The 26124-nt window shown below is 68.6% G+C and carries 26 protein-coding genes; 14 read left to right on the top strand and 12 right to left on the bottom strand.

All coding sequences use genetic code 11. The features are described 5' to 3' along the window. Nucleotides 1–40: 40 nt before the first annotated feature. The 3 genes from Psi02_RS18835 to Psi02_RS18825 form a co-directional block, all read right to left on the bottom strand. A complete protein-coding gene (locus Psi02_RS18835) occupies nucleotides 41–763 on the bottom strand; it encodes a nuclear transport factor 2 family protein (protein WP_203975842.1) in 723 nt (240 codons plus the stop codon). A 185-nt stretch (nucleotides 764–948) separates the two neighbouring features. Further along, on the bottom strand, nucleotides 949–2709 hold the full coding sequence (locus tag Psi02_RS18830) for a ferritin-like domain-containing protein (protein WP_203975840.1): 1761 nt from the start codon (nucleotides 2707–2709) through the stop codon (nucleotides 949–951). A gap of 175 nt (nucleotides 2710–2884) precedes the next feature. After that, nucleotides 2885–3322, bottom strand: coding sequence for a cupin domain-containing protein (locus Psi02_RS18825; protein ID WP_203975831.1), 438 nt, complete (start codon nucleotides 3320–3322; stop codon nucleotides 2885–2887). Nucleotides 3323–3816: 494 nt separating this feature from the next. Between Psi02_RS18825 and Psi02_RS18820 the strand changes: the two genes are divergently transcribed. Further along, nucleotides 3817–4986, top strand: coding sequence for a PAS domain-containing sensor histidine kinase (locus Psi02_RS18820; protein WP_203975829.1), 1170 nt, complete (start codon nucleotides 3817–3819; stop codon nucleotides 4984–4986). A 42-nt stretch (nucleotides 4987–5028) separates the two neighbouring features. On the opposite strand, the gene Psi02_RS18815 is transcribed toward Psi02_RS18820, so the two are convergent. Further along, nucleotides 5029–5394 carry a hypothetical protein gene (locus Psi02_RS18815; RefSeq protein WP_203975821.1) on the bottom strand — a complete coding sequence of 122 codons (366 nt, stop codon included), beginning with the start codon at nucleotides 5392–5394 and terminating at the stop codon, nucleotides 5029–5031. A 263-nt stretch (nucleotides 5395–5657) separates the two neighbouring features. On the opposite strand from Psi02_RS18815, the gene Psi02_RS18810 reads away from it, so the two are divergent. Continuing rightward, entirely contained in the window at nucleotides 5658–6263 is a 606-nt protein-coding gene (locus tag Psi02_RS18810) for a cysteine hydrolase family protein (protein WP_203975819.1), read from the top strand. Between the two features lie 124 nt (nucleotides 6264–6387). On the opposite strand, the gene Psi02_RS18805 is transcribed toward Psi02_RS18810, so the two are convergent. Further along, on the bottom strand, nucleotides 6388–6960 hold the full coding sequence (locus Psi02_RS18805) for a TIGR03086 family metal-binding protein (RefSeq protein ID WP_203975817.1): 573 nt from the start codon (nucleotides 6958–6960) through the stop codon (nucleotides 6388–6390). 82 nt (nucleotides 6961–7042) lie between these two features. On the opposite strand from Psi02_RS18805, the gene pdxR reads away from it, so the two are divergent. Further along, nucleotides 7043–8482, top strand: coding sequence for a MocR-like pyridoxine biosynthesis transcription factor PdxR (pdxR, locus tag Psi02_RS18800; protein ID WP_203975815.1), 1440 nt, complete (start codon nucleotides 7043–7045; stop codon nucleotides 8480–8482). A gap of 55 nt (nucleotides 8483–8537) precedes the next feature. Here the strand turns inward: pdxR and Psi02_RS18795 are convergent, their stop codons facing one another. Then, entirely contained in the window at nucleotides 8538–8996 is a 459-nt protein-coding gene (locus Psi02_RS18795; RefSeq protein WP_203975813.1) for a MarR family winged helix-turn-helix transcriptional regulator, read from the bottom strand. 141 nt (nucleotides 8997–9137) lie between these two features. Here Psi02_RS18795 and Psi02_RS18790 point away from each other — a divergent pair, with 141 nt between their 5' ends. From Psi02_RS18790 to Psi02_RS18775, 4 genes are all read left to right on the top strand, one after another. Then, the gene (locus Psi02_RS18790) at nucleotides 9138–10358 is read left to right on the top strand and encodes an MFS transporter (protein WP_203975811.1); all 1221 of its coding nucleotides are present in this window, start codon (nucleotides 9138–9140) and stop codon (nucleotides 10356–10358) included. 92 nt (nucleotides 10359–10450) lie between these two features. Further along, nucleotides 10451–11755, top strand: a complete 1305-nt coding sequence (locus Psi02_RS18785; RefSeq protein WP_203975809.1) for a PAS domain-containing sensor histidine kinase — start codon at nucleotides 10451–10453, stop codon at nucleotides 11753–11755. A gap of 312 nt (nucleotides 11756–12067) precedes the next feature. Further along, nucleotides 12068–12322: a winged helix-turn-helix domain-containing protein gene (locus Psi02_RS40725; RefSeq protein WP_275415208.1), complete on the top strand. Its 255-nt coding sequence runs from the start codon at nucleotides 12068–12070 to the stop codon at nucleotides 12320–12322. 174 nt (nucleotides 12323–12496) lie between these two features. Beyond that, a complete protein-coding gene (locus tag Psi02_RS18775) occupies nucleotides 12497–13597 on the top strand; it encodes a winged helix DNA-binding domain-containing protein (RefSeq protein ID WP_203975800.1) in 1101 nt (366 codons plus the stop codon). A gap of 546 nt (nucleotides 13598–14143) precedes the next feature. Here the strand turns inward: Psi02_RS18775 and Psi02_RS18770 are convergent. After that, complete coding sequence (locus tag Psi02_RS18770; RefSeq protein WP_203975799.1) at nucleotides 14144–14671, bottom strand: EF-hand domain-containing protein; 528 nt, start codon at nucleotides 14669–14671, stop codon at nucleotides 14144–14146. Nucleotides 14672–15336: 665 nt separating this feature from the next. Here Psi02_RS18770 and helR point away from each other — a divergent pair. From helR to Psi02_RS18745, 5 genes are all read left to right on the top strand, one after another. Beyond that, nucleotides 15337–17484 (top strand): RNA polymerase recycling motor ATPase HelR, encoded by a 2148-nt coding sequence (helR, locus tag Psi02_RS18765; RefSeq protein ID WP_275415207.1) that lies wholly within the window; start codon nucleotides 15337–15339, stop codon nucleotides 17482–17484. A gap of 92 nt (nucleotides 17485–17576) precedes the next feature. Further along, nucleotides 17577–18377 carry an alpha/beta fold hydrolase gene (locus tag Psi02_RS18760; protein WP_203975797.1) on the top strand — a complete coding sequence of 267 codons (801 nt, stop codon included), beginning with the start codon at nucleotides 17577–17579 and terminating at the stop codon, nucleotides 18375–18377. A gap of 2 nt (nucleotides 18378–18379) precedes the next feature. After that, nucleotides 18380–19636: a PP2C family protein-serine/threonine phosphatase gene (locus tag Psi02_RS18755; protein WP_239094981.1), complete on the top strand. Its 1257-nt coding sequence runs from the start codon at nucleotides 18380–18382 to the stop codon at nucleotides 19634–19636. Nucleotides 19637–19721: 85 nt separating this feature from the next. Then, complete coding sequence (locus Psi02_RS18750; protein WP_203975795.1) at nucleotides 19722–20114, top strand: STAS domain-containing protein; 393 nt, start codon at nucleotides 19722–19724, stop codon at nucleotides 20112–20114. 158 nt (nucleotides 20115–20272) lie between these two features. After that, nucleotides 20273–20665: an ATP-binding protein gene (locus Psi02_RS18745; RefSeq protein ID WP_203975794.1), complete on the top strand. Its 393-nt coding sequence runs from the start codon at nucleotides 20273–20275 to the stop codon at nucleotides 20663–20665. Between the two features lie 84 nt (nucleotides 20666–20749). On the opposite strand, the gene Psi02_RS18740 is transcribed toward Psi02_RS18745, so the two are convergent. Further along, nucleotides 20750–21532: a GNAT family N-acetyltransferase gene (locus Psi02_RS18740; protein WP_203975792.1), complete on the bottom strand. Its 783-nt coding sequence runs from the start codon at nucleotides 21530–21532 to the stop codon at nucleotides 20750–20752. Here Psi02_RS18740 and Psi02_RS41090 point away from each other — a divergent pair. After that, a complete protein-coding gene (locus Psi02_RS41090) occupies nucleotides 21505–22179 on the top strand; it encodes a nuclear transport factor 2 family protein (protein WP_373317633.1) in 675 nt (224 codons plus the stop codon). The two genes, Psi02_RS18740 and Psi02_RS41090, sit on opposite strands and share 28 nt — an antisense overlap. Here the strand turns inward: Psi02_RS41090 and Psi02_RS18730 are convergent. From Psi02_RS18730 to Psi02_RS18715, 4 genes are all read right to left on the bottom strand, one after another. Further along, nucleotides 22161–22763: a dihydrofolate reductase family protein gene (locus Psi02_RS18730; protein WP_239094980.1), complete on the bottom strand. Its 603-nt coding sequence runs from the start codon at nucleotides 22761–22763 to the stop codon at nucleotides 22161–22163. The genes Psi02_RS41090 and Psi02_RS18730 overlap by 19 nt on opposite strands. Next, nucleotides 22760–23701: a metalloregulator ArsR/SmtB family transcription factor gene (locus tag Psi02_RS18725; protein WP_203975788.1), complete on the bottom strand. Its 942-nt coding sequence runs from the start codon at nucleotides 23699–23701 to the stop codon at nucleotides 22760–22762. The genes Psi02_RS18730 and Psi02_RS18725 overlap by 4 nt, the downstream gene beginning before the upstream one ends. Nucleotides 23702–23839: 138 nt before the next feature. Then, nucleotides 23840–24040, bottom strand: coding sequence for a ferredoxin (locus Psi02_RS18720; RefSeq protein ID WP_203975779.1), 201 nt, complete (start codon nucleotides 24038–24040; stop codon nucleotides 23840–23842). Between the two features lie 40 nt (nucleotides 24041–24080). After that, nucleotides 24081–25292 carry a cytochrome P450 gene (locus Psi02_RS18715; RefSeq protein WP_203975777.1) on the bottom strand — a complete coding sequence of 404 codons (1212 nt, stop codon included), beginning with the start codon at nucleotides 25290–25292 and terminating at the stop codon, nucleotides 24081–24083. 156 nt (nucleotides 25293–25448) lie between these two features. Here Psi02_RS18715 and Psi02_RS18710 point away from each other — a divergent pair, with 156 nt between their 5' ends. Beyond that, entirely contained in the window at nucleotides 25449–26090 is a 642-nt protein-coding gene (locus Psi02_RS18710) for a TetR/AcrR family transcriptional regulator (RefSeq protein WP_203975775.1), read from the top strand. Nucleotides 26091–26124: the final 34 nt, after the last annotated feature.

Genomic DNA, 26124 nt, shown 5'->3' with positions numbered 1-26124 from the left:
CTGCCGAAGGGACGAGGAGACCGTGGTCCGGGCGGGTGCGTCATGGGCGATGCCAGCGATGCAACTTGTCGGGGTTCAGCACGATCCACACAGCGGTGACCTCGTCCCCGGCGACGCTCACGCTGACCACTGCCACAGCGCGGCCCGCCCTCCTCAGCGCCAGACCAGTACGGCCGTTGACGGACTCGATGGTCACCAGGATGTCGGGCGGACCGGCCAGCAAAGCCGCGATGAACCGGGCGACGGCGTCCGCGCCGTAGGTCGGACGCACTGAAGTGCGCAGCTTGCCGCCGCCGTCACTCACGACCAGCGCCTCGGCGGCCAGGACCGCCTTCAGCGCCGCCACGTCTCCGGTGCCGCACGCCGCCGCGAACCGGCGCGCGACACGATCATGCCTGTCGAGCATCGCCTTCCGGAACGTGGGCCGACCTGAGACGTGCCGTGCCGCGCCGCCGCGAAGAACCGGGCCGTCGGCGACAGGTGCCGAGGCCGAGTCCGACCTCGGTGCGGCACTGGGGGGCCGGAAGGCGGCGGGCGTGGCGAGCGATTCCAGGCAGATGCCTCCGGCGACCCGTGTCAGCCAGGCTCGCGGCACCGCGATGCCGGCACGCTCCTCATCGTTGAGGGCGTACCAGCGGCGATAGGTCTCTTGGACGATCAGGTCGGCCGTGGCGGCCGAACCGAACATCCACAGAGCGATCTCGAGCAGGTGCCGGCGTTCGTCGAGCATCTCCGCCAGCGACCTGGCGCCCGCCTCGGTCATGTCCTGCCGCCCTCGCCGGCCGTGCGGCCAGGAGGGTGCCGGTGGAAGCAGACAGGCCCTTCCCGTTCCCAGGCCGTTGATCGGCCGGCGCGAGCGCCGGCTGACGAGATCGTCCACACGAGGTCCTCTGTCGTCTTGGTGTCACCAGCTAAGACGGGACAGCACGTCCTGGTGTGACACCGCCGTCAGCCCGGTGTCTCCTCGCGGAAGTCGATCTCTCGGTGGGTTCCGTCGCACAGCGGTTTGTTGCCCGAATGGCCACAACGGCACAGGGTCATCCTGTTGCGGGTCTCCAGTGCCTGGCCGTCCGCCCGCAGGACCGGCACTCCGCCGGTGACCCACAGCGCGCTGGCCAGCCCGTCCTCTTCCTCCAGGATCGAGACGGCCTCGGGAAGATCGGGCTCGAGCACGTCGCCGCCCCGCTGGAGGGCATAGCTGTAAGAGCCGGAGGGGCAGTGATCGATGCGACCCATGACGTCGGACCGCACGTCGCTGTCGCCGGTGTCGGCGAGCATCTCGGCGATCGGCCTGGTGCGTCCGATGCAGAAGGCGGCATGGATGCACAACTCCCCCACCCGCTGAGCCGAGATCCCCACCCCGTCGTGGACGTGCTGGAGTTCCTTGTACGGTCGCACCCCCGCGGTCTCCGTGCCGTCGAACCCGATCACCGCATGGGTCCCGTCGCAGAACGGTTTGGAGCCCGAGTGGCCGCAGCGGCACAGCGCGTAGGTGTCCTCGGTTTTCAGAGGCCGGCCGGTTTTCCAGGTCAGCGCGTTGTTCTCCGTAGAGACGATCTTGGTTTTGCGCCGGAGCGGCACACCGCCGTAGACGATGTAAGGGCCGTCGCGGAGGACGACGATCCGCTGTGAGTCTCCGACACTCCACCGGCGCAGGTCGGGGGCGACGTATTCGAAGGTGGGGCCGGCCGTCGCGCCTCCTTCATCGGGCATCCGCATCAGGGCCTGGGCTTGGGCCTTGAGCGCGAACATGGTGCCGGTGGCGACGGCGAGCAGCTTCGGGCTGCCGTTGAACGCCTGTTCCAGCAGGTGAAGGATGGCGCAGTAAGTGTGGTTGAACTCTTCCTGAGCCGTACGGATCGCACTGCCCACGGCATGATCGGCCAGCCTCGGGTTGCGTCTCATCGGACGGATACCGTCGAGATCCACGCAGATCGCCTCGCCGGTGGGGCCGGACTGAGGCGTGTCCCCACGCCGGTACCGCCGGCCCACCTTGAGCTCCTGGAACCGGTAGAAGTGCCCCACCTCATCCCGATCAGGATGGCAGACGTCCCGGTCGCCGTCCCACACCTCACCGCGGGCCGTACCCTCGCCCTGCTCGACGATCTCCTCCAACGCCGCCAGCGCCGACGCCAGATCCGTGACCGCGATCAACCGCCCCGCGGTGTGCCGGAAGTGACCGGCGTCCACCTGGCGAACCGGATCACCGCTGAAGACCTCCCGCTCCCCGAGCCGGTCGCACAGATGGCGTAATCCCTGTTCGATCGCGTCGTAGAACTGCCCGATCGTCTCGTAGTCCTCGCCCTCCGCCGCAGCACCAGGCGGCGCCGGCCGCTCGATCCGCAAGAACATCTCAAGCGCTTCCCCGCCGAAGGGAAGCAGCGACAACTCCAAAGACCGATCGCCATGCGGCAGCCGCCGCGGATGCGACGGCAACATCCCCGGCATGTCCAGCCGCGGGCGGCCCCCGACGGCGTTCAACAGGTTCGCCGCCAACGTCAGATGCAACATCTCCTCGACGAAGACGCCGCCCACCACATCCACGGCTTCCGGATTCCGCTCCGGGTCCAGCGAATACAACGCACATAAGTAAGGCGGCAACGTCGCATGTTCCAACTCGATCGCCCACTGCAGATGCTCACGAAGGCCGTCGAGCGTGTCGATCCGCACCGACGAACCCGGAACGGCCGATCCTTGCTGCTGTTTCATGTGGTGTCTTGACTCCGGTGTCTTGCCTCGGCTGTCTGGAGGGGCGGATTCAACGGGTGCCTGACGGACCCCGGGCGGGTGCTCAGGCTTCTCACGAACGGTGATCGTCTGGCCGTGATGGATCCGCAACAGGCCGGGCGGCTGCGTCACCATGCTGCGACACGTCCATCCGCGCTCAGGACGGGCGAGGAGCGCGACGGTCCTTGCGCTGGGCGAGCTCCTGGTCGCCCACCAGGGTGAGCATCGGCTGGCCTGGTTCGCACAGCATCGTGACGGTGAAGCGGAGCGGCATGTCGTCGCGGTTGTTGCCGTCCTGATAGTGGATGACGTCGCCACCCGGCTCCCAGAACACCTCACCGGCGCGGACGACCCGCTCCGGCTCGCCCTCCAACTCGAACAGCATCTCCCCTTCCAGCACGTAGCCGAACGCCGGCCCCGAGTGCCGGTGCGGCGGCGTGCCCGGGTCGCCGGGCGGGTACGCGACGACCAAGGTCATCGCGTGCGCTCCCTGCGGGATGAACGGCGGTTCGGCCTCCTGCAGCACGGTGACCGCGGTCTGCCAGGCGACTGATCTCGGCTTGGGCCCGGTGGATGCCGGGTCGATATCGGACATGGGACCTACCTTTCGTGAACTGGTGGCGATGAAACCCGGGCGAGGGCGCGCCACTCCCCCGTTGCCGACCGGTTCGCCAGGAAAGACAGGACAGCCTCCGTGCTTGTGACAGCTGTCGGCGAACCTCTTTCAGTCCTTGCCGCCGCGTCGCGGACGGGCGGCTCCCGCCCACGGAACGCGCGGCGTGAGTGCCGCGGGAGACGGGCGGCATTCCGATCAGTGACAACGCCGAACCGGGAGCCGGATCAATGGCGCTTTGTCAAAGCTGTCACAGGCCGCAGGGCTGTCTTGTCATAGCTGCGTATCCATATGACAGCGGATGGCCCCCCGACAAGCCCGAAGATCGTGGCGGGCCGGGGGTACGCCGCCAATCCACGTTTCGTCCTGCGACTTCCTCTCGCAGGTCCGGCCGCTCCGGACGCCTGAGGTTCGGAGCGACACCTGCACAGGGTGATGGATTCCCGAGCCCTGCTGAGCGCGCTTGGAAGGAACCGATGAGGCAGAACCTCGACTACGCCGCCCTGTTCGCGGCCGTTCCGAGCCCTTGTCTGGCCATGACGCCGGACATGACCATCGTGGCCGTCAACCAGGCATATCTCGACGCCCACGGACGTCGGCGAGAGGAGTTGCTGGGCCGGCACGTGCTCGACTCCTGCGCCCTCGACCACGCCGATCCGGTCAAGCAGCGCGCGCTGCGGAACCTCGAGGCGTCTCTGCGCCGGGCCGAAGCCACGGGCAAACCCGACGTGATGGCGCCGCACAAGTGCGCCATGCCCATCTCCCGCGGCGCACACCGGTCCGAGGCCCACTGTTGGAGCATGATCAATTCGCCTGTGCTCGGCTCGGACGGAGCAGTGGTGCTGTTCGTCCACCGTACGGAGGACATGTCCGCGTTCCTTCAACAGCGGAGAAGGACTCGATCCGGCGTGAGCCGGACGAGCGCGCACGCCAGGGAGATGCAAGAGCTGAACGAGCAGGTGAGGAAGGCGACTACGTATGCGGAGCAGTTGCTGCGCCGCCAACGCCAATTCACCGCGGACGCCTCACATGAGCTGCGTACGCCGCTCACCGCGCTACGGCTGCAGGTGGAGGAGGCGCAACTGCACCCGGACGACATCGACATGCCCGATCTGCTCGACCATTTGACCGCCGACCTCGACCGGCTGGAGAACATCATCGACGACCTGCTCCTGCTGGCCACGCTCGAGGTCGACCTCGACGCAAGACTGGAGGAGGTGAATTTGACGAGTCTGGTCGAGGCAGTGGCGGCTCGGTGGACCGGGAGCTGTGACGTGCGGCTCGATCTCGAGCGCGCGGTGACGGTGGGGGCGGACTCGTGGCAGATCACCCGGCTGCTCGCCAACCTGCTGGACAACGCCCGACGTCACGCCTCGCGCAGACTGAGGGTGGACCTGCGCCGCACCGGTGACCACGCGGAGCTGGCCGTGGCCGACGACGGGCAAGGTGTCCGCCCGGACGACCGCGACCGCATCTTCCAGCGCTTCGTCCGTCTGGACACGGCCCGCGGCCGCGACCGCGGAGGCGCCGGTCTGGGCCTGGCCATCGCCCGTGACATCGCCTCCGCCCACTACGGCACTCTGCACGTCGAAGAATCCGTCGATGGTGGCGCGTGCTTCGTCCTCCGCATACCGCTCGTCTCCTGATCCGCCGCCTTTACATTGTAGATTCCTAGCGGGCGACCCCGCTTACATGTGGCCCACCCAGTAGTTCTGCGTAATCCTGCAATCGCGCCTCTTCTTGCAGAACGCGGCCTGAAGAGCGGTGACGCCGCTGTTGCTGTTCAGTTGCTGTACTCCACTCAGCCTGATGGGGCTGTGATTCGACCGCACGTGCGCGATGTTCCTCTTGGTGTGGTGAGTCTTGTTCTGACTCTCGTTGCCCTGCGCGCCTTGCGTGTTCTTGTCGCGCTGCGAGCCGTTTCCGCTCCCGTAGCCCGATCCTGCCGGCACCGCGATCGCAGGCGACGCCATGACAACGGTCCCTATCGTGATGACGGCCGGCAGCAGCGACAGTCGGCGCAGGGTCGGCGCCGTCCTGACAAGCGTGTTCACCGTACGATGACGACTCATTAGTGGCGCACCTTCAGGCTAAGTGCTGGGCACTTCGGATCGATCGGATATGGCTTTCCATACCCCGCGACCCTGAGCGGGGTCCTCCTCCGAGCGATGCTCGGTGCAGAACGTTGCCGGCTCTTTGTATGACGACCGCCGCCCTCGATCTCGGCTTCCCCTCGGCGTGAGCCGTACCCGCCTGGCAGGGTGCGTTTCTCCCAAAGGTGGAGGTTTCGGGGAGAAAGTACGGCAGGATCGTGACCATGGCCTTCGATCCGCGGACCACCGCCGTTCTCGCTCTGCACTGGCAGGTGAACGTCATCAAGCCCGAGGGGTTCTTCGGCGCGATGCTCGGCGAGCCTGTCGCGCGCAGTGGCGTCGTGGAGCGCGCCGTGCGGTTCCATCAATCCATGCGCACCGCAGGAGTGCCGGTGGTCTTCACCCGGTTCACCGTGCCCGAGGGAGAGGGCGGCCTGGTCCGCAACACGGGCTTCATGAACGCGGTCGGCGACGCGCAGGAGTCCTTCCGCCCGGACGCTCCCGGGGCGCAGTTGATCCCGGAAATGCGGACCCTGGCCGCGGCCGACCAGGTCGTCGACAACCAGAAGCTGTCCGGCCTCGCCGGGAACGACCTCCCCCAGTGGCTGGCCGAGCACGGGATCGACACGCTGTTGGTGACCGGAGTGGCCACCAATCTCACCGTCGAGCAGACAGCCAGGCAGGGAACCGACCTCGGCCTGACCGTCCACACGGTCAGCGACTGCGTCACCGCCGCGACCGACGAGGCTCACCACATGTCGCTGGCCAACCTGGATCTGGCGACGGCCGGTTGCCTGACGTCCGAGCAGGTGCTCAGGCTGTTCTCCTGAGCCGCGGGTGAGCTACTTGGCGGCCCCCCCCTTGCTCCAGAACGACTCCAGCGTCGTCGCGCGATGCCACCAGGCCGGCGACGGACCCCGGGCTCCTCGGGTGCCATGATCTTGGCCGAGGCGGCTACGGGCGGCGGCCGACGAGGCCGAGCAGGCGATCGAGCGGCGCCGCGTCGTCGGCGATCTTGATGATCGGGGCGAAGGCGGAGCGCGGCCGCTCGTTCGGGTCCGCGCCGGTCGGGATGAAGGCGGCAACGCCCAGGGCGTGTTCCACCAGGTCGAGATCGGGAGAATAGGGGACGCCGATCGACTGGGCCACGTCCCATCCGTGGACCACGCAGTCGGTCACGTGCATGCTGAGCGCCATGCTTCCGGGGAAGAAGCCGAACTCCCTGATCTGCAGACTGCGGTCGAGTACGACGTCGTCGGCGAAGGCCTTGGCCATCGCGTCGGCGGCCTCGTTGTAGGCGGCGAGTGGATCGTCGCCCAGGCGGCCCGCGTCCCAGGCGAGGATGTCATCGGTCACACCGTTCGCGGCGGCGACGAACCCGAGGTTGTCGCTCACCTGGTGACGGATCAGGCCGTGCAGGGTCCAGTCGTCGCACGGCGTCGGCAGTCGGAGCTGGTCAAGCCGCACCTTCGCGATGACATCGCCGAGGGTGGCACTGGCCCGGAGGTCGAGTTCTCTGATGTCCACGCCCTCGACGCTAGAAGGGGGCAGCGGCTCTGGAGAAGAGCCGAAATCGGCGAATCACACTGGGCCGATTTAGGGTCGGGGGGTGGACTTTCACGTGACCCTGAACCGCGGCGGGGATCTGGGCGGCCAGATCTACCGGCAGATCAGGGCGGCGGTCCTGGACGGACGGCTGCGGCCGGGCGAACCGCTGTCCCCCTCGCGGGAACTGGCGCAGCGGCTGGCGGTCTCCCGCAACACGGTGACCGGCGTCTACGACCGGCTGGTCGCGGAGGGGTTCGCGGAGAGCCGGGTGGGCGCGGGAACCTTTGTCCGGGCCGGAGTCTCCGTGCCGCGACGGCCCGGCACTCCTTTCGCCGGAACTGTGGGCGTACGGCCGGTGCCGATGTGGTCGCGGATCCAGGCGCCCCGGCCGGATTTTCTTTCGGACGACCCTGAGTACGACCTCCGCACCGGGATTCCAGATGTACGGCTGTTCCCTTATGAGGCGTGGCGGCGGCTGATCACGCGGGAACTGCGCGCCTCGGCGATGGGGACCGGGATGCACAGCGATCCGGCAGGCCTACCCCGTCTGCGCGCCTCGATCGCCCGTCATGTCGGTGTCTCCCGCGGGGTACGCGCGACCCCCGAGGACCTCATCGTGACCCAGGGCATCCAGCAGGCGCTGGATCTCGTCGGCCGGGTGCTACTGCGTCCGGGCGACTGCGTGGCCGTGGAGGACCCCGGCTATCCGGCGCCTCGCGAGCTGTTCCGCGCGCTGGGAGCCGAGGTCGTCGGGGTCCGGGTCGACGCCGAGGGCCTGCTCGTGGACGCGCTTCCTTCCCGCGCGCGCATCGTCTACGTCACGCCTTCGCACCAGTTCCCGCTCGGGATGCCGATGTCCCTGGAACGCCGGTTGGCCCTGCTCGACTGGGCCGCGAGCCGCGACGCAGTCGTGATCGAGGACGACTACGACACCGAGTTCCGTTACGGCGGCCGCCCCATCGAGCCGCTGCAGAGCCTCGACGCCTCGGGCCGGGTCGTCTATGTCGGCACCTTCTCCAAGGTCATGCTCCCCGTGCTGCGGCTCGGCTTCATGGTCGCGCCGGCTTCGCTCCGGCATGCGCTGCGGACCGCCAAGTTCGTGACCGACTGGCACTCCCCGCAGCCGACCCAGGCCGCGCTCGCGGGCTTCATCGACGAGGCGCTGCTGGCCCGCCACGTCCGCAGGATGCGCCGCGAATACCAGGCCCGGCACGAGCGCATCGCGACGAGGCTGGCCCAGGACTTCGGCGACACGCTTACCTTGGTGCCTTCGGCGGCCGGTCTTCATCTGGCGGCCTGGACGGCTCCCGGCCTCGACGCGCGGGCGATCACCCGGCGTGCTCGATCCCGTGGCGTCGGCCTCTACCCCCTCTCGCGTTTCCAGATGGACCAGGGGCTTCCAGACGGCCTCGTCTTCGGCTACGGAGCCATCCCGCTGTCCGCCATCGACGAGGCCCTGGACCTGCTCCGGACAGTCCTCGAGGATCGGCCCGGTGAGTGATTGAGGCCGCGGGCCGCCTCCGGCCGCTCCGGCGCCCCCTACCTGGGCCAGGTGATCATGCGGGCACGTGCAGAGATTCCACCGCTTCGACGAGTGGCGCGAGTTCAGGGTTCTTCGCCGCTTCGTCGAGCGCCTCGCGCAGCGCGGCGTCATGGGTCGGCCGCGCCTCGGCGAGGAGCCGGAAACCCGCTTCGCTGACATTGGTGTAGATGCCTCGACGGTCGGTCGGGCAGAGGTAGCGGGACAGCAGGCCTCGGTCCTCAAGCCGGGTGACCAGGCGAGTGGTGGCGCTCTGGCTCAGCACCACGGCGTCGGCGACCTGTTTCATCTGCAGGTGGCCGCCCTCTCCGTCGTGCTGCCGGCTGAGGGTGTTCAGCAGCGAGTACTCCCGCACACTCAAGCCGTGCCTGGCCTGCAGAGCGCGCTCGATGTGAGTCTCGATCCTCCCGTAGAGCGAGGAGAGCGCGTACCAGCCCTGTGCGAGTGCGGTGAGCACGGGATCTGTGGCTGTCATGACGTCTCTTCCTCCCTGCCGGAGCGCCGGTTCCCAGGATAGGCCACTCATGCAATATGCCGCGCTTGCATATAGTGCGCGTCTGCAATTATTGTTGGCGCGCTCTAATGGCTTATGCAAACACTGGGAGGTGGAGACCTCGTGCCGCTCGCGCTTCTGGCTCTCGCGATCGGAGCCTTCGGGATCGGAACCACAGAATTCGTGATCATGGGGGTCCTTCCGGAGGTCGCCGGCGACTTCGGCGTCTCGATTCCCACCGCGGGCCTGCTGGTGACCGGATATGCCCTCGGTGTGGTGGTCGGCGCCCCGGTGATGACCGTGCTGGGGACCAAGGTGCCCCGCAAACGGATGCTGATGCTGCTGATGGGCTTGTTCATCGCGGGCAACCTGCTCTCAGCCGCCTCCCCCACCTTCGGGATGATGCTGGCCGGCCGCGTGGTCGCCTCACTGGCGCACGGTGCGTTCTTCGGCATCGGCTCCGTCGTCGCGGCGACTCTCGTCGCCCCCGGCAAGAAGGCCCGAGCGATCTCCATGATGTTCACGGGACTGACCGTGGCGAACGTGGTCGGCGTACCGCTCGGCACGCTGATCGGCCAGTCCGCCAGTTGGCGCGTCACCTTCGCCATCGTCGCCGCACTGGGCGTCGCCGGCCTCCTCGGTGTCGCCAGGCTCGTCCCCGAGATGCCCGGACCCGAGGGCGTGCGCCTGCGCCGGGAACTGTCCGCGTTCCGCAACGTGCAGGTGCTGCTGGCCATGGCGATGACGGTGCTCGGCTTCGGCGGAGTGTTCGCGGCCGTCACCTACATCGCGCCGATGATGACGCACGTCGCCGGCTTCGCCGACGGCTCCGTCACCTGGCTGCTGGTCCTGTTCGGACTCGGCATGGTCGCCGGCAACCTCATCGGCGGCAGGTTCGCCGACCGCGCCCTGATGCCGATGCTGTACGTCTCACTGGGCGGCCTCGCCGTGGTGCTGGCCCTGTTCACGCTGACGGCGCACGACAAGATCGCATCGGCGGTGACCATCGCGCTGATCGGCGGCCTCGGCTTCGCGACCGTCCCCCCGCTGCAGAAGCGGGTCCTGGACCACGCGCAAGGCGCCCCCACCCTGGCCTCCGCGGTCAACATCGGCGCCTTCAACCTCGGCAACGCCCTGTCGGCCTGGCTCGGCGGCCTCGTCATCGCGGCAGGCCTGGGATACACCGCCCCCAACTGGGTGGGTGCCGTCCTCGCCGCATCCGCCCTCGTTCTGGCCGTCCTGTCCGCCCTGCTCGAGCGGCCTCCGGTTGCCGGCGATCACACGGACGCCGGCGACGCCACAGGGGTCCTCCGTACTCAACCGGCGGGGACCTCGCGAACATGACGCCGAGGGCTACATAGGCGAAAGAGGTGCTTTTCTTAAAGGTTCCAGTCTAGAGCTATCAAAACCCGCCATATGCGGCATATGGTGGCGAAGTGGACATAGATCGACTCCTTGATGACCAGGGCCGGCCGTCCGTCCGGGGACGCTCCCGCCCCGCGGGCAGCCGGGCCGCCGACGGGCATCAAGGTGAGGCCCGGGTGATGAACCCGGTGGTCGACTTCGGGGCCGTGTTCAAGGTCCTCGTGGCCCCATTGCTGGTTATGACGCCGGACTTCGTCATCGTGGCGGCCACTGACTCCTATCTGAAGGTGACCGGGCGGAGCCGGGCGGACCTACTCGGCCGGCACTTCTTCGCCGTCTTCCCCGGCGATCCCCACGATCCCGACGCCCAGGGGCCGGAGTGTCTGCGTGCTTCGCTGGAACGGGTGCTGGCCACCGGAGAGCGGGACACCATGGCGCTGAAGCGCTACGACATCGAGGCGAGCGACAGACCGGGGGTGTTCGAGGAGCGGTACTGGAACATGATCAACACGCCCGTCCTGAGTCCTGAAGGTGAAGTGGAACTGCTCATTCACCGTACCGAGGAGGTCACCGACTTCCTTGCACAGCTAGGACGGTCCGGCGAACACGGTGTCGCGGGGACGAGGGCGGAACTGGAGGCGACGAGTGCCGACGTCTACGCTCGCGCCCGGGAACTCCAGGATCTCAACGAACGGCTCAAGCACACCACGTCGGCCCTGCAAGAGGCCCTCGACCGGCAGCGGCGGTTCGTCTTCGACGCCTCCCACGACCTGCGCAACCCGATCACCGGGCTGCTGACCGAGCTTGAGGTCGCGCTCTCGGAATCCGGCACCGACCTGCACCCGGTCCTGCGCAAATCGCTGCGAGACGCCGAGCGACTCAATGACATCGTCACCGATCTGCTCGAACTCGCCCGCCTGGACACCGCGACGCCCGCCACCACCGAACCGGTCGACCTGGCCCAGCTCGTCGTGGACGAACTCGGACGCCGCACTCCGACCGTGGCCGTCCTCACCCGGCTCGATCGACAGGTGGTGGTGCGCGCCTCCCAGATCCGGCTGTCCCGGCTCCTGAACAATCTGCTCACCAACGCCGAACGGCACACCACCACCACGATCGAGATCATCGTCACCACCGACCCACCCCATGCGGTCCTGGAAGTCATCGACGACGGACCCGGCATAGCCCCGGCCGACCGTGCACGAGTCTTCCAACGCCTCCGCCGCCTGGACGACGCCCGTCGCCAGGATCCCGGCGGCTCCGGGCTCGGCCTGCCCATCGCCCGCGAGATCGCCCATGGCTACGGCGGTCACCTGTACATCGACGACCATCCCACCGGCGCCCGATTCGTCCTCCGCCTCCCCCTCGCCGTCTAAGGTGCTCGGCGCACGCGTGACAGGCTTGCGGCGACCAGCGCAACCATAGACGCCTCGGCTCCGCGTACGACCTGGGTGTCCCGGCGGACCTGAGGCCACCGATCGGCGTTCACCGATTCTCCACTGGGACGGGCCGGGGCTTCACCTCGCCTCCACCGGCCTGGTGACGACACTGTCTTCGTGTCTGACGTGCTGGTTGTACTGGGAATCGTTGGGTTCACGCTCGCGATGCCGGGCCTGATCAAGGGGCTCGATCGCGTATGAGCGTCGTCAACGTTCTGTTACTCACTGTGTCTGTCGCGGTGTTCATCTATGTGGGCATCGCGCTCTTCAAAGCGGAGTGGTTCTAATGGGCTTCGCGTGGACGATCGTCGCGCTGGTCACGTCGGCAAGGTCTGCACACGTAGCTTGATCCTTGGGCACGTCTGGGGACCCTCGTACGCCAACGAGACGCACTACCTCAAGGTCTACGCCTACCGGATCCGCAAGAAACTCCACGACGAACAAGGCCGCTTCCTGCAGACCGACCCCTCCGCCGGCTACCGCCTCAAGGCCACCGGCACCTGACGATCTTTGGTCGTGGACGGCGACAGCAGTCGCGCCGAGGACTTCGGCATGGCTCCATGTTCGCCCGGAGAAGCGGACACAATCTGGCCGCTTCACCTGCGATCGTCATCCCGTACCCGAGATGGACCGGAAGGGACTGAAGGCGATGACCGCCACGACCGACACCGCGACGTCATGATCGTCCTCGGCGCCAGGGCGCTCAACCGCGCGGCGCTCGCCCGGCAGCTGCTGCTCGACCGCGCCGACACCCCGGTCCTCGACGCCGTCGCACACCTGTGCGGCCTGCAGGCGCAGGAGCCGCAGGAGCCGTTCACCGGGCTCTGGTCACGGCTGCGCGCGTTCGATCCGGCGGCCCTGGACAAACTGCTGACCGGGCGGAGCGTGGTGCGGACCCACCTCATGCGCCGCACCGTCCACCTCCTCACCGCCGACGACGCCCTGGCCTGGCGGGCCCGTCACGACACCATGCTGCGCCAGCGGGTGCTGGGCGCCTACCGCCGCGAGCTCGACGGGGTGGACCTCGACGAGCTCGCGGTGGCGGCCCGCGCGGTGCTGGCCGACGGCGTGCCCCGCTCGATGACCGAGGTCGCGCGGATGCTCGCCGACCGCTGGCCGGCGCCGGGCCCGAGAGCACTGGGCGAGATGGTGATCACCGCCCTCGTCCCGAACGTGCAGCTACCGCCGCGCGGGCTGTGGCGCGTGAAGTCGGGAGTGCGCACCACCCCCCTCTCCCACTGGCTGGGCCGCGAGATCGACCCGCCCGCGTCGCAGCGGACCGACTCGGTCGGCGCGGCGCTGGTGCGCCGCTACCTGGCCGCCTTCGGCCCCGCGGCCTCGGCCGACCTGCGCGCCTGGTGCGGCCTCGCCGGACTGCCCGCCGCGGTGGCCGCCGTCCGCGCGGAGCTGGTCACCTTCCGCGACGAGCGCGGCCGTGAACTGCTCGACCTGCCCGACGCGCCGCGCCCCGACCCCGGCACACCCGCCCCGGTGCGGTTCCTGCCGGCGTTCGACAACGCGATCCTCGGCTACCACGACCGCAGCCGGATCATCGACGACGCCCATCGCGGCCTGTCCGTCACAGGCGCGCGCGTCGTGCTGGTGGACGGCCGGGTCTCCGCGACCTGGACCGTCGACGCGGGCACCGTCGTCGTCACCCCGCTGCGCGGCTTCACCCGAGCCGAGCACACCGCCGTCATCGAGGAGGGCCGGAGCCTGGCGTCGTTCCTGTCCGACGATGAGAGCGACCGCGCACAGATCGCCACGTCCTCCGGCTGAGCGACACATCCGCGAACCGCTCCACCCGCCATGCTCATGCGCAGCCCCTCGCGTGAGCGCGGAAGTCGGCCGGGGTCTCACCGGCCCGTCTCTCGATGCCGAACAGGCACGACAAACCTCACCCGTGATCATGCACAGGCAAACCTCGCCCGTGATCATGCACAGGTTCGTGTGTGACCCTCCCGACCTGCTGATCCTCGATTCGTGATCATGCGCAGATTCGTACGGGCGTGGGCCTGCCTGGGAAGACGTCGAGCGTGATCATGCGGAACCGAGCCTCCCGTGATCACGTTCGCGGCGTTGTCCACCTTGGTGCCGTACGGGATGCCCGTGGTTTGTGGGCGCGATCCGCCGGATGCGTGCATGATCACGGGCGAGATTTCGGCTGGTCAACCGCATTGATCACGAATCTGCGCATGATCACGGGGAGAGTCGCAGCAGGTCGGGCCGGACATCCACGAATGCGTGCATGATCACGGGCGAGGTTTCGTGTGCCGACCGAGAATTGCGTGAGGAACCGATGCCGCAGGTCCGAGACGTGGACGACTATTCGACCAGCGCACCGAAGACGTAGGTTCCGGGAGCGTTCGGGTTGTCGCCCGCCCAGAACTCCGTCCAGTGTGTACGGAACTCGTCGCGGGTGAGGTGGCCGTCACCGTCCAGGTCCAGACGAGGGAAGATCTCATCGGTCGCCGTAGGCGTCCCGTTCCATGTCTCGATGAGCGCGCCGTACTCCGAACGGGAGATGAGGCCGTCTCCGTTGAGGTCGATGGCCTCGAACATCGCATCGGCGGTACCGGAGACCGCGTCCGCCATGGCACCGAGCCCTTCCACGACGAGGAGCACCTCCTCGATGGTGACGGCGTCGTCGCCGTCAGCGTCGGAGGCGGCCCGGAGCACCGGCCACCAGCCGGTCATGATGGAGGCCAGCCGCTCCGGATCGACGGATCCGGCGACGGCCTTCCATCGATGGGCGAGCGCCTGGAAGTCGACCTCGGTCAGCCGGCCGTCTCCGTCCATGTCCATCGCACGGAAGACTCCGATGATCTTTCTGCGCTGGAACTCACTGGCCACATCAGCCTCCGCTCTTCGGGAGGCTTCATGCTTTCGGGCGGTCACTGTCCGCGACCATACCCATATGAGTGACGAATCCGTTACGTACCGTGTGGGGGGGCGTCGACGGTGCCCGCCGGTACGGGGACGAGGGAACGAGCCGGTCGAGGGCGGCGGACGAGGGCGGCGGTCGTTCGGCGGCGGTCGCGCTCTGTCCGGACATCTGCCACTGTGAGGCACGTGTGCCCTGGGCACGACGACCTCGTCCGCAGCCGGGCTCATGGGAGATCCTCGAGGTCCGGTGGTATCCGCCGTACGCGGCTGCGCCGCCGCTTCGCGAGGAGGAGGTCCGTCCACAGCGGACAATGAAGAGAAAGGGATTACCCATCCCTTTCCACTCTCAACCTATAGCGCACCGGGGGGCTTGCGGCAAGACCCGGGTCGTGCCGCAGAATCGACGGCCGAGGCCGGAACCTGCGGAAACGGGGGATGCGAAGTGCGTGTGTCGTTGTCGACGTATGGGTCGCGCGGGGACGTCGAACCGATGGTGGAACTCGCGGTGCGGCTGCGGGAACTCGGCTCCACATCAGGCGGAGCCTTGCCCGTCATGCCACCAGGTTCGTCACACCGGTCCAGACGCCTTGCCGCGTGCAATGGCGCAAGCGACCCAGAGCGGAGCTGATGACGTGGAACCCCTGACCACCAGCGCATTCGACCTTCCCGACCACCTCTCCCCCAAGGCCGACCCGGCGCTGATCGCCGGCGACGAGCAGCACTTCTCGGCCATCGCGGAGAGCCTCGAGCAGTCGATCACCGACCTGTCCGGGCGCCTCGATGCCGAGCGCAAGTCGCCCGGCGGCAAAGGCCGGCAGGCGCTGGACCGGGACCTGGAGGTCCATCGGCTGACCGCTCGTCTGCGAGCCCTGCGTCGCTTCGGCTTGGACCTGTGCCTCGGACACATGGTCGGTTCAGACGACCCCGAGCCCGTGTACATCGGACGGCTCGGCCTCACGGACAGCGCGGGTCGCCGGCTGCTACTCGACTGGCGTTCCCCCGCGGCTGAGCCGTTCTTCGGAGCCACCCACGCCAACCCGATGGGCCTGGCGAGCCGCCGCAGGTATCGCTGGACCCGCGGCCGGATCAGCGACTACTGGGACGAGGTGTTCACCTCGGACGGGATCGAAGGGCACGCCGCGCTCGACGACCAGTCCGCCTTCATCGCCAGCCTGGGCAGCGACCGGTCGGACCGGATGCGAGACGTGCTCGGCACCATCCAGGCCGACCAGGACGCCATCATCCGCGCGGGGTCCCGCGGCGCACTCGTCGTCGACGGCGGTCCGGGCACCGGGAAGACCGTCGTCGCGCTGCACCGCTCCGCGTACCTCCTCTACTCCGACCCTCGTCTCGGTCACCACCGGGGCGGCGTGCTGTTCATCGGTCCGCACCAGCCCTACCTGGCCTACGTCGCCGACGTCCTCCCCAGCCTCGGAGAGGAGGGCGTGCAGACCTGCACCCTGCGGGACCTCGTCCCCGAGGGAGCCGCGGCGGCGATCGAGACAGATCCGGACGTGGCCCGCCTGAAGGCGTCCGCGGACCTGGTGAAGGCGATCGAGCCGGCCGTCAGGTTCTACGAGCACCCGCCCGCGAAGGGGATGACGGTCACGACCCACTGGTCCGACATCTGGCTCAGCCCCGACGATTGGGCCGAGGCGTTCGAGGCACCGGAACCCGGCACTCCCCACAACGAGGCGCGCGACCAGATCTTGGCGGAGTTGCTCACGATCCTGATGGACAAGCACGACGGCGACGCCCCGGCTGACCGGCTCCGCAAGTCGCTGCTGCAGAACAGGGAACTCCTCACGGCCCTCAACCGCGCGTGGCCGCTGATCGAAGCGGCCGACCTCGTCGGAGACCTGTGGTCGGTACCGGCCTACCTGCGCAAGTGCGCTCCCTGGCTCGGCCCCGACGACGTTCGGACACTGCAACGCGCGGACGCCCAGGCCTGGACGGTGTCCGACCTGCCGCTCCTGGACGCCGCACGGCAGCGGCTCGGCGACCCGGAGGCGGCGCTGCGCAAGCGCCGGGACGACGCCTCTCTCGCCGCCCAGCGCGAGTACATGGCCAGGGTCGTCGACAACCTGATCGAGGCCGATGACGACGGTGAGGGTCTGGTGACGCAGTTGCGCAGGGAGGACCTGCAGCGCAACCTGGTCGACGAGACCGTACTGCCCGGCATCGACCCGGACCTGCTCGCCGGCCCGTTCGCGCACATCGTCGTGGACGAGGCGCAGGAACTGACCGACGCGGAGTGGCAGATGTTGCTGCTCCGCTGCCCGTCCCGGAGCTTCACCATCGTCGGGGACCGCACCCAGGCCAGGCACGGGTTCACGGAGTCGTGGCAGGAACGGCTCGAGCGCGTCGGGCTCGACCGGATCAGCCTGGCCTCCCTGAGCATCAACTACCGGACTCCGGAAGCGATCATGGCGGAAGCCGAGCCGGTCATCCGGGCCGTGCTCCCGGACGCCAACGTGCCGACCTCCATCCGCAGCAACGACGTCCGAGTCGTACACGGATCCGCCTCGGATCTGGGCTCGATCCTCGGCACCTGGCTCGCCGCGCATGCCGACGGGATCGCCTGCGTGATCGGAGATCCCGCGTTCCGGGCGACCTCCCGCGTCCGGTCGCTGACCCCGGAGCTGTCGAAGGGGCTCGAGTTCGACCTGGTCGTCCTCATCGACCCGGAGTCGTTCGGCAGGGACATCGAAGGAGCGGTCGACCGCTATGTCGCCATGACCCGGGCAACCCAGCAACTCGTCATCCTCACGAGCTCCTGACGCCGTCCGGGCGAACGCCCGCTCCGGGCCGAGCCCGTGGCGTTCCCGGGCACCGGCACACCATCGGAGGGATGAATGCGAGGATGTACGACATGGACGTACGTAGCCGGTACAACGTCGTGGTGACCGGAAAGAACGGCGGACCGGTGGTGATGCTCGCACACGGATTCGGTTGTGATCAGAACCTGTGGCGTCTGGTGGCGCCGGCGCTCGCCGAAGACTTCCAGGTGGTGCTCTTCGACCACGTCGGCTCGGGCCGGTCGGATCCGTCGGCCTGGCGGACCGAGCGGTATTCCACGCTGGACGGCTACGCCGACGACGTCCTGCAGATCTGCCGGGAACTCGATCTGCAACAGGTCGTCTTCGTAGGACACTCGGTCAGCGCCATGATCGGGGTGCTGGCGGCGATCCGAGAACCGGACCGGTTCGCCAAACTTGTCCTCCTCACCCCGTCACCCCGGTATGTCGACGACGCCGGCTACCGGGGCGGCTTCACGCAGGCCGACATCGAAGAGCTGCTGGAGTCCCTGGACAGCAACTATCTGGGCTGGTCGGCGGCGATGGCACCTGTGATCATGGGGAATCCGGACCGTCCCGAACTGGGTGAGGAGCTGACCAACAGCTTCTGCCGCACCGACCCGCGGATGGCACGCGTCTTCGCCCGTACCACGTTCCTCTCCGACAACCGGGCCGACCTGGAGAAGGTGACCGTGCCGACCCTGGTGATCGAGTGTGCCAGCGACGTCATCGCCCCGCGGGAAGTGGGTGCGTTCATCCATGCCAAGATCGCCGGCAGCCGTCTGGTCACCCTGGACGCCGTCGGGCACTGTCCGCAGCTGAGTGCGCCCGAAGCCACCACCCGCGCGATCGCCTCCTTCGCCGCCGACTCCTGATGATGTCCGGCATCGGACACGTTCCGAGCTCGACCGGACCCGAGAATGGGGACGTCACCGAGGAAACGATCTTCACAGCCCTGCTGGAGGACAGCGCCGAGGACCTGTACGAGAACGCGCCCTGCGGCTACCTGTCCACTCTCCTCGACGGCCAGATCGCCAAGGTCAACACCACGTTGCTGAGATGGCTCGGCTACACCCGCGACGACCTGGTGGGGCGGCGCCGGTTCGCCGACCTGCTCACCGTCGGGGGGAAGCTCTACCACGAAACGCACTTCGCCCCCCTGCTCCGCATGCAAGGGGAAATCGGAGGGGTCGCCCTCGAACTCCGGGCCGCCGACGGCTCGCAGTTGCCCGTTCTGGTCACCTCCACGGTCAAGAACAGCGCCGACGGCCGGCCGCTGCTGATCCGCACGACCATCTTCGACGCCCGCGACCGCCGTACGTACGAACGGGAACTGCTCCGCGCCCGGCAGGAAGCCGACCTCGAACGCGAACGTCTTCAGAGCCTGGTCGCGACGCTGCAGCGCACTCTCCTGCCCCCGACCCTGCTGACCGTGCCGGGGCTGGAAACCGCCGCGTACTACCACACCGCCTCCTCCGACCAACTCGGCGGCGACTTCTATGACCTGTTCCCTCTCGGCGACGGCCGGTGGGGAGTCTTCCTGGGCGATGTGGCCGGAAAGGGACCCGACGCCGCGGCGGTGACCTCACTGACCCGCTACACCTTGCGCGCGGCAGCCGCCTACGATCCCGATCCGGTGGCGGTGCTGGGGAACCTCAACGCGGTCCTGCGGCAGGAGTACTCGAGCGACGATCCGCGCTACTGCACCGTCATCTACGGCCTCCTCGTCCCGGACGGTGACGGCTTCACCGCCACCCTTGCCAGCGGCGGGCATCCGGCGGCGCTGCTGCTCCGGGCCGACGGCACCGCGGACTACCAGTTCACCCCCGGCGGGCTGCTCGTCGGCATCCTTCCCGACGCTCGGTTCACCGCCACCACCGTACGGATCACCGGCGGCGACACCCTGCTCCTGTACACCGACGGATTGACCGAGGCGCTCACGGACGTGGCCGCCGGAGCTCGTTACGGCGACGAAGCGCTGCTCGCCTTCGCCGCCGATCTCGCCCCCACGACCGCATCCGGGGCCATCAGGGCGGTCACCGATCTGCTGGCCGCCTTCGGAGAGGGCGTGGAGGACGACACCGCCGCGCTGGCCCTCGGCGTCCCTGCCTCCCTGATTCAGGAGCCGACATGACGCCGATGAACCGCCCGAAGCCCGGCTTCCCGCCGTCGTCCGTACCCGCCGGGTCCCTTGCCCGCCCACTGCCACAGGAGTCCTCGTGACCGCCGCCGTCAGCCTCGCCACGTACCCTGACGACACGCTGCCGCAGACGCTCATCCTGGCGTTGGAGGGCCAATTGGACTACACCAACGCCGAGCAGTTGCGGGAACGGGCCGTCCACCTGCTGGCCGACGACCATCGCTCACTGATCCTTGATCTGTCTGAGCTGACGTTCTGCGACTCCACGGGGATCAGGATTCTCCTCGCCCTGCGTACCCTGATCACCGCGCGCGGCGGGTCGATCTCCGTGGCCGGGTTAGGGCCCCGGCTTCTCAAAATCTTCCAGGTGACTGGACTGGTGCAGTTCTTCGCCGTACAGCCCACTCGTGCCGACGCCGTCGCCCTGCTGCGCGCCGCGCCTTCCGCCGATCAATCTCCGTCCGCAGGCTGAGCCCGCGCGCCGGCGCCGCCGGGGCTCCGCGTCCAGCCGATGGCTGGATTGGGCGCCCCCAGGCGGGTAGTTACCCCTCAACATCCGTCCTGGTCCTGGTGGTGAGCCGGTCGCCCGTGAGAACCGAGACCGCGTTCACCCCGAGAAGGGACATGTTCGTGAGCACCGATTGGCGAGAGCACTGGCCGATCACCGCCGACCTTGCTCTGTTACGGGAGCAACTCCATCAGCATGCGGCCGATGCGGGTTTGACGGGAGAGCGGATCGACGACCTGGTGATCTCGGTCAATGAGGCCGCGATCAACGTCCTCGAACACGGCGGCGGATCTGGCTCTGTGAGCGCCTGGAACGACGGGACACATCTCGTCGTCGAAGTCGCCGACACCGCCGGCCTGCTCACTCCCCAGGACCTCCGCCACCAACGTCCGTCCCCCGGCGCGACCCGCGGTTTCGGCTTGTGGGTGATGAGTCAGCTGTGCGACGAGGTCGCCGTCGACCAGGAGAGCGGACGATCACGGCTCCAGCTCAGGATGCGACTGCCCGCCCACTGATGCGATGCCGCTCCCCCGGACCTCGACTCCGCCGCGTGTGCGGGATCTTGCTTCCGCGACGGCCTCGTCGTTACTGGGGGAACGTCAGCTCCTCGGCTGATACACGTACGGCGTGGTGGTGCTCAGCTGCGCGAAACCGAGTCGGGCGAGGATCGGCCGGCTCTGGTCGGACGCGTCGACCTGCAGATAGCGGTAGCCGCGCTCGGCGGCGATGCGGGCACGGTAGGCGATCAGAGCGCGGTAGAGGCCTCGGCCGCGCCAAGCTTCGACGGTGCCGCCGCCCCACAACCCGGCGAAGTCCGCGTCCGGCGGGAGTTCCATCCGCGCCGAACTGACCGGAACGTCGCCGGCCATGGCGACGACCGCGACGACGGTGTCCGGAGCTTCGGTGAGCTGCTTCAGGAGTTGCGTTCTGATCCTGGATCCGTCGGTCTCGAAGGCCTGATCGTGCACGATCGCCATGAGCTCCACCCCGGCCGCGTCGGTCACCTCGCGCAACGTGATCCCCTCAGGAGGAACGACGGCGGTGGACAGCACACCGGCCTCGGCCACCATCAGCGCCTCCTCCGGCTCGGACGTGAACCCGGCCGCGCGGAGCAGCTCGGGCAGGTCGTGCGGAAGGTCATGGGCGTAGAGCTTCCACTCGAATTCCAGCCCCAGCTCGGTGAAGTGCTTCACCTGCTCCAGGATCGCCGCGTCCGCGGACTCCGCGTCGAGGCCGGACCACAGGACGCCGTTCCAACCGCTCTCACCGCCGGTCTGCCGTGTTGTCGTCCCCGCTCTCTCGACCCGGGCTCCGGGGCCGTCGGGACGGGCGTTCCGCCGCATCTGGGCATCGAATGTCGCCAGCACTTCGTCATGATTCATCCGTACATTCGAGCAGTGAAAGGATGAACGGCGCAAAGGGGTTTCATTTCGTGACGGCTGGAACAGGGCGCCCCAGATGCCGAGCTGGAGATTTCACCGGGTGTGAACAGGCGTGCAGGTGCTCCGTGGTGTGGCCGAGACTGAGCGGTATGAGCCCCCAAGAGTCCCTCGACCCGCAGCGCGCACTGACCGATCTCTATGCGGCCTTCAACAGGCGCGACATGCCGGCGCTGCTCGCAGCGCTGGCGGTCGATGTCGTGTGGCCGAACGGCTGGGAGGGCGGCACCGTCCGCGGGCACGATGAAGTACGCGAATATTGGACGCGCCAGTGGGCTCACATCGAGCCGACCGTCGTACCCACCGGCTTCACGAGGGAGAGCGACGGTCGCCTCGCCGTCACGGTGCAAGCGCGACAAGGAGGGCGCGGTCATCATGGACGGCCAGGTCACGCACCTATATCGCTTCCTCGGCGGCCTCGTGACGGACATGGAGATCCGCCAGTGAGGAAGCGCGTGAGTTCCTGCGGCCTCGATGGAGGATCGGTCCCGCGTTCCCCGAGAAGCCGAAAGGGCCAATCCGATCAATCGGGTCGGCCCTCTGAGCAGCGTCGGAACGACAGTCGGCCGGCTCAGCGGACTCGGTCGTAGACGAGAGCCAACGTGCCGTGCTCGCCCGCGGCCTGGCTAGCGAGTGCCCACCGCCCCGCGGGCAGACCGTCGTCGAAGAGGCGCGGCCCGCCGCCGAGGAAGATCGGAAAGATCGTGATCGCCAGCCGGTCGACCTCGTCGGCCGCCAGCAGCGCCTTGATGACGCTCGCGCTGGACAGGACGAGGATGTCGCCGCCTTCGGTCGCCTTGAGGTCCGCGACCACCTCGGCGGTCGGCTTGTCGACGATCGTCGTCCGCTCCCACGGCGCCTCGCCGAGGGTTGAGGACAGGACCACCTTGTCGGTGTCGACGAGCCACTTCGCGAAGCCCTCGTCGCGCGGGTCGGCGCCCTCCATGCCGATGACGCCGGGCCAGAAACCGAGGAACCCCTCGGCGTTGACCCGCCCGAGCAGGGCCGTCGTCGCCGGCTCCCAGAGTCTGGTCAGGTGGTCGCGGGCGACGTCGGTGACGGCGTACGGCATCACCCAGCCCATGTCCTGGGGGTCGTCCGGCCCGGCGTAGCGGCCGTCGAGGGACAGGCTCATGTTGGTGACGACTCTGCGGCCGGCGGTCTGCTCTGTCACTTCGTGCTCCTTGTGTCGGTGTCGGCGTCGTCGGCGGTGCCGTCGGCGTCGTGGGTGTCGTCGGTGTCGTCGGTGTCGTCGGTGTCGTGGGTGTCGTCGGTGTCGTCGGTGTCGTCGGTGTCGTGCGAGTCCGCGGCGAGGGTCGCCGCGAGCTTGTCGAGGCTCTGGCCGAAGCCGATCTCGATGCCTGCGACGAAGTCCGCGGAGTCGACGGTGCTGTCGGTGATCCGGTAGTGGACCTCGAGGTCCGTGCCGGTGTCGGTGGCCCGGAGGCCGAGGTCGACGTGGGCGGTGAAGGAGAGGCCGCCGTCCGGAAGCAGAGGGGAGAGTCGATAGGCGAGGCGCTCACCGGGGCGAACGTCGTCGACGATTCCCTCCGCGCGCCCGGCGACCAGGTCGGAGCCGTCGGCGTCCTCCGCATCGCGGTACTCCTGGACGATCCGCCCACCCGGTCGCGCCTCGAAGACGAGCTCGGAGACGCGGAGGTCGTCGGGCGTCCACCATCGGGCGAGCAGGGAGGCCTCGGTCAGATGGCGCCAAACCAGCTCGGGGCTCCCCGCCAGCGGCCGGAGGAACCTGAACGAGCCGTCGGCCCACCCCGGCTCCTCCGCGGCGAGCCGCTCTGCGTCGAGGCGGAGCCCGTAGCGGTCAAAGGTCGCGCGCGGGCCGCCGACCTGGTCCGCGGTGTCTGCGAGTCGGCTGAGCGCCGCCGCCAGATCCCGCAGTGGACCGGGCCGGAGCGCGTAGATGCGGCGCTGGCCGATGCGCTCGGAGGTGACGACGCCTGCGCGCTCGAGGGTCTGCAGGTGCTTGGTCGTCTGCGGTTGGCGGGCCTCGGCGAGTTGGGCGAGGACGCCGACCGAGCGGGGCCGCTCGGCCAACAGGCTCACGAGCCGCCAGCGGGCCGGGTCGGCCAGCGCGATGAGGAGTGCGTCCATGGGCACGAGTATTCTCGACAGAGAATATTCGTGTCAAGGAATAATTTGATGGATCGCCCGGTGCCGCCGTCCAGGTCATCTCCGGAACCTAGGACGGCGTCACCGTTCCGCCGCCACCCAGCGGGAGGAGCGTCAAGCTCACTCCGTGTCGGTCACCTCGATTGCGGCGCCGGGGCAGACGGCGGCGGCCTCGCGGACCGCGACGTGCCGGCCCTCACCGGGCTCGTGTTCGAGCAGGATGACGATGCCGTCGTCCTCGCGCTGGTCGAACACCTCCGGCGCGATCAGCACGCATTGGCCGGCGCCGCAACATTTGTCTTCGTCCACGGTGACTTTCATGTCGGCTTCCTCTCTGCGGGCCGCGCACGGCGGTGCCACGTCACCAGCGGACCGGGACCGTACGCAGGCCGCCGACGGCCAGCCCTTCCACGCGCTCCAGCTCCTCCACGGGAACGGCCAGCTCCAGAGAAGGGAGCCTGCGCAGCAGGACCTCGAGCACGACCTGCAGTTCGGTGCGGGCCAGCGCCTGGCCGAGGCAGGAGTGGGCGCCGACGCCGAAGGCCAGGTGCGCGTTGGGGCTGCGGCGCAGGTCCATCTCCGCGGCGCCCTCGAAGACGCTCTCGTCGCGGTTCGCGGCGGCCATGCTGCACACCACGGTGGTGCCGCGCGGCAGGACCGTTCCGCTGACCTCGGTCTCGTCGCGCAGATAGCGCGGCAGGCCGAAGCCGGAGTTGGCGTCGAGCCGCAGCGCCTCCTCCACCGCGGTGCGGATCAGCGACGGGTCGGCCAGCAGCCGCTCCCACCGGCTGCGGTCCGCGAGCAGCATGGAGACCATCTTGCCGATCATGTTGGCGGTGGTCTCGTGCCCGGCGACCAGCAGCGCCATGCCGGTGACCAGGATCTGGAGGTCGGTCAGCCCGCCGTCCTCGGGGCCGCCGGCCGCGATCAGCTCGCTGAGGACGTCGTCCCCCGCCTCGGCGCGCTTCGTCGCGACGTGGTCGGACATGTACTGGAAGAACTCGCCCTGGGCGGCCTCCATCTCGGCCCGGCTGTAGCGGGTGAGGTTGAGCAGGGCGTCGGACCAGTAGGAGAACCGTTCCCGGTCGGCGGCCGGGACGCCGAGCATGTCGCAGATGACGTACACCGGAAGCGGAAAGCCCAGGCCGGCCTTGAGGTCGCAGGGCGGGCCGCACTTGACCATGTCGTCGATGAGCCGCTCGGCGATCTGCTCCATCGACGGCCGGAGCGCGGCCATGCGCTTGGCGGTGAACCACTTGCCGACCAGGCGCCGCCAATGCTGGTGCTCATCGCCTCCGTCGGGGATGATCTGCGCCATCTCGCTGCTGAAGACCCCGTCCCCCTCTGCCGAAAGCCGCGCGGCGTCGGGCGCGTTGAGCTGGCGGGTGAAGCGCGGGTCGGCGAGCACCCGCTTGACGTCCTCATAGCGGGTCAACAGTGTCGCCTGGTCACCGCTGGGCAGCGTCACGTGGGCCACCGGGCACTTGCTCCGCAGCTCCGCCCATTCCGCGGGCGGCTCGAGCGCCGCGTCACTGGGAATCGGGTAGCTCAGGACCTGCTCGTCGAGGCTCATCGGGCATCTCCTCCGCGTGGATGGTCGATCGCCTGCGGACAGGCGGCTGATGGGGTTCCTGTTGCGTCGCAGTCCTCTCGGTGGTCGCGCCGTTCAGAAGATTACCCTACATGTGTAGGAAAACGTACATGTGTAGTCAGAAGGTAAGCTGGCGGTGTGGTCACGACCAGGGAGAGCAACACCTCGTCGGGTGACCGGCGTGTGCGCCGCACCCACGCGGCCTTAGCGAGCGCGCTGATCCAGCTCGTCGAGGAGCAGGACCTGTCCCGGATCAGCGTCGCCGACGTCGCCGAACACGCCGGCGTGAGCCGCTCGACCTTCTACGACCACTACCGCGACGTCCACGAGCTGGCCGAGGCCGCCTGTACCGCGATGATCGACGACTTGATCGGCTCTCTGCCCGCGCCGGGCCCCCACTCGGCCGACCCGGTGCGGGACGCGACGCAGTCGCTGGAGGCGTTCTTCGCGAGTCTCGCCGAGCACGCCGGCCTCTACCGCGCCCTCCTCGGGCCCCAGGGCAGCGCGCGCCTCGTCGACCACATCCGCCGGCGCATCGCCGCGGCCGTCTACGACCTCGTACGCCAGGCCGCCGCCGGTGGTGATCTCCTGGAGCGTGGCGGCTCTCCGGTGGACATCCCGCACGACGTTCCCGCCGTGTTCACCGCCGGGGCGCTCATCGGCGTGGCCGCCGACTGGCTCCAGCGCGGCTGCCCCCTGCCTCCCGCTGAGATGGCCGCTCTGACCTGGCCGCTCTTCAGCGCGCTCTACCGTCTCGACGTCGACGCGCTCCTCCGCTGAGGCCGGGCTCGGAGCGCTCCGGCCGTGGCGGCAC

Source organism: Planotetraspora silvatica (assembly GCF_016863315.1).
Lineage (GTDB): Bacteria > Actinomycetota > Actinomycetes > Streptosporangiales > Streptosporangiaceae > Planotetraspora > Planotetraspora silvatica.
The sequence above is the reverse complement of the archived record's forward strand: the minus strand, read 5'-3'. Positions and strand labels throughout refer to the sequence as shown.

What these genes read in the sequence shown, in the direction of transcription:
- Psi02_RS18720 (WP_203975779.1), bottom strand. Translation starts at nt 24,040, where the DNA reads ATGAAAGTCACCGTGGACGAAGACAAATGTTGCGGCGCCGGCCAATGC.
- Psi02_RS18755 (WP_239094981.1), top strand. Translation starts at nt 18,380, where the DNA reads ATGTCCGGCATCGGACACGTTCCGAGCTCGACCGGACCCGAGAATGGG.
- Psi02_RS18715 (WP_203975777.1), bottom strand. Translation starts at nt 25,292, where the DNA reads ATGAGCCTCGACGAGCAGGTCCTGAGCTACCCGATTCCCAGTGACGCG.
- Psi02_RS40725 (WP_275415208.1), top strand. Translation starts at nt 12,068, where the DNA reads ATGTGGGCATCGCGCTCTTCAAAGCGGAGTGGTTCTAATGGGCTTCGC.
- Psi02_RS18775 (WP_203975800.1), top strand. Translation starts at nt 12,497, where the DNA reads ATGATCGTCCTCGGCGCCAGGGCGCTCAACCGCGCGGCGCTCGCCCGG.
- Psi02_RS18725 (WP_203975788.1), bottom strand. Translation starts at nt 23,701, where the DNA reads ATGGACGCACTCCTCATCGCGCTGGCCGACCCGGCCCGCTGGCGGCTC.
- Psi02_RS18820 (WP_203975829.1), top strand. Translation starts at nt 3,817, where the DNA reads ATGAGGCAGAACCTCGACTACGCCGCCCTGTTCGCGGCCGTTCCGAGC.
- Psi02_RS18825 (WP_203975831.1), bottom strand. Translation starts at nt 3,322, where the DNA reads ATGTCCGATATCGACCCGGCATCCACCGGGCCCAAGCCGAGATCAGTC.
- Psi02_RS41090 (WP_373317633.1), top strand. Translation starts at nt 21,505, where the DNA reads ATGTCGCCAGCACTTCGTCATGATTCATCCGTACATTCGAGCAGTGAA.
- Psi02_RS18835 (WP_203975842.1), bottom strand. Translation starts at nt 763, where the DNA reads ATGACCGAGGCGGGCGCCAGGTCGCTGGCGGAGATGCTCGACGAACGC.
- Psi02_RS18760 (WP_203975797.1), top strand. Translation starts at nt 17,577, where the DNA reads ATGGACGTACGTAGCCGGTACAACGTCGTGGTGACCGGAAAGAACGGC.
- Psi02_RS18830 (WP_203975840.1), bottom strand. Translation starts at nt 2,709, where the DNA reads ATGAAACAGCAGCAAGGATCGGCCGTTCCGGGTTCGTCGGTGCGGATC.
- Psi02_RS18795 (WP_203975813.1), bottom strand. Translation starts at nt 8,996, where the DNA reads ATGACAGCCACAGATCCCGTGCTCACCGCACTCGCACAGGGCTGGTAC.
- Psi02_RS18740 (WP_203975792.1), bottom strand. Translation starts at nt 21,532, where the DNA reads ATGAATCATGACGAAGTGCTGGCGACATTCGATGCCCAGATGCGGCGG.
- Psi02_RS18810 (WP_203975819.1), top strand. Translation starts at nt 5,658, where the DNA reads ATGGCCTTCGATCCGCGGACCACCGCCGTTCTCGCTCTGCACTGGCAG.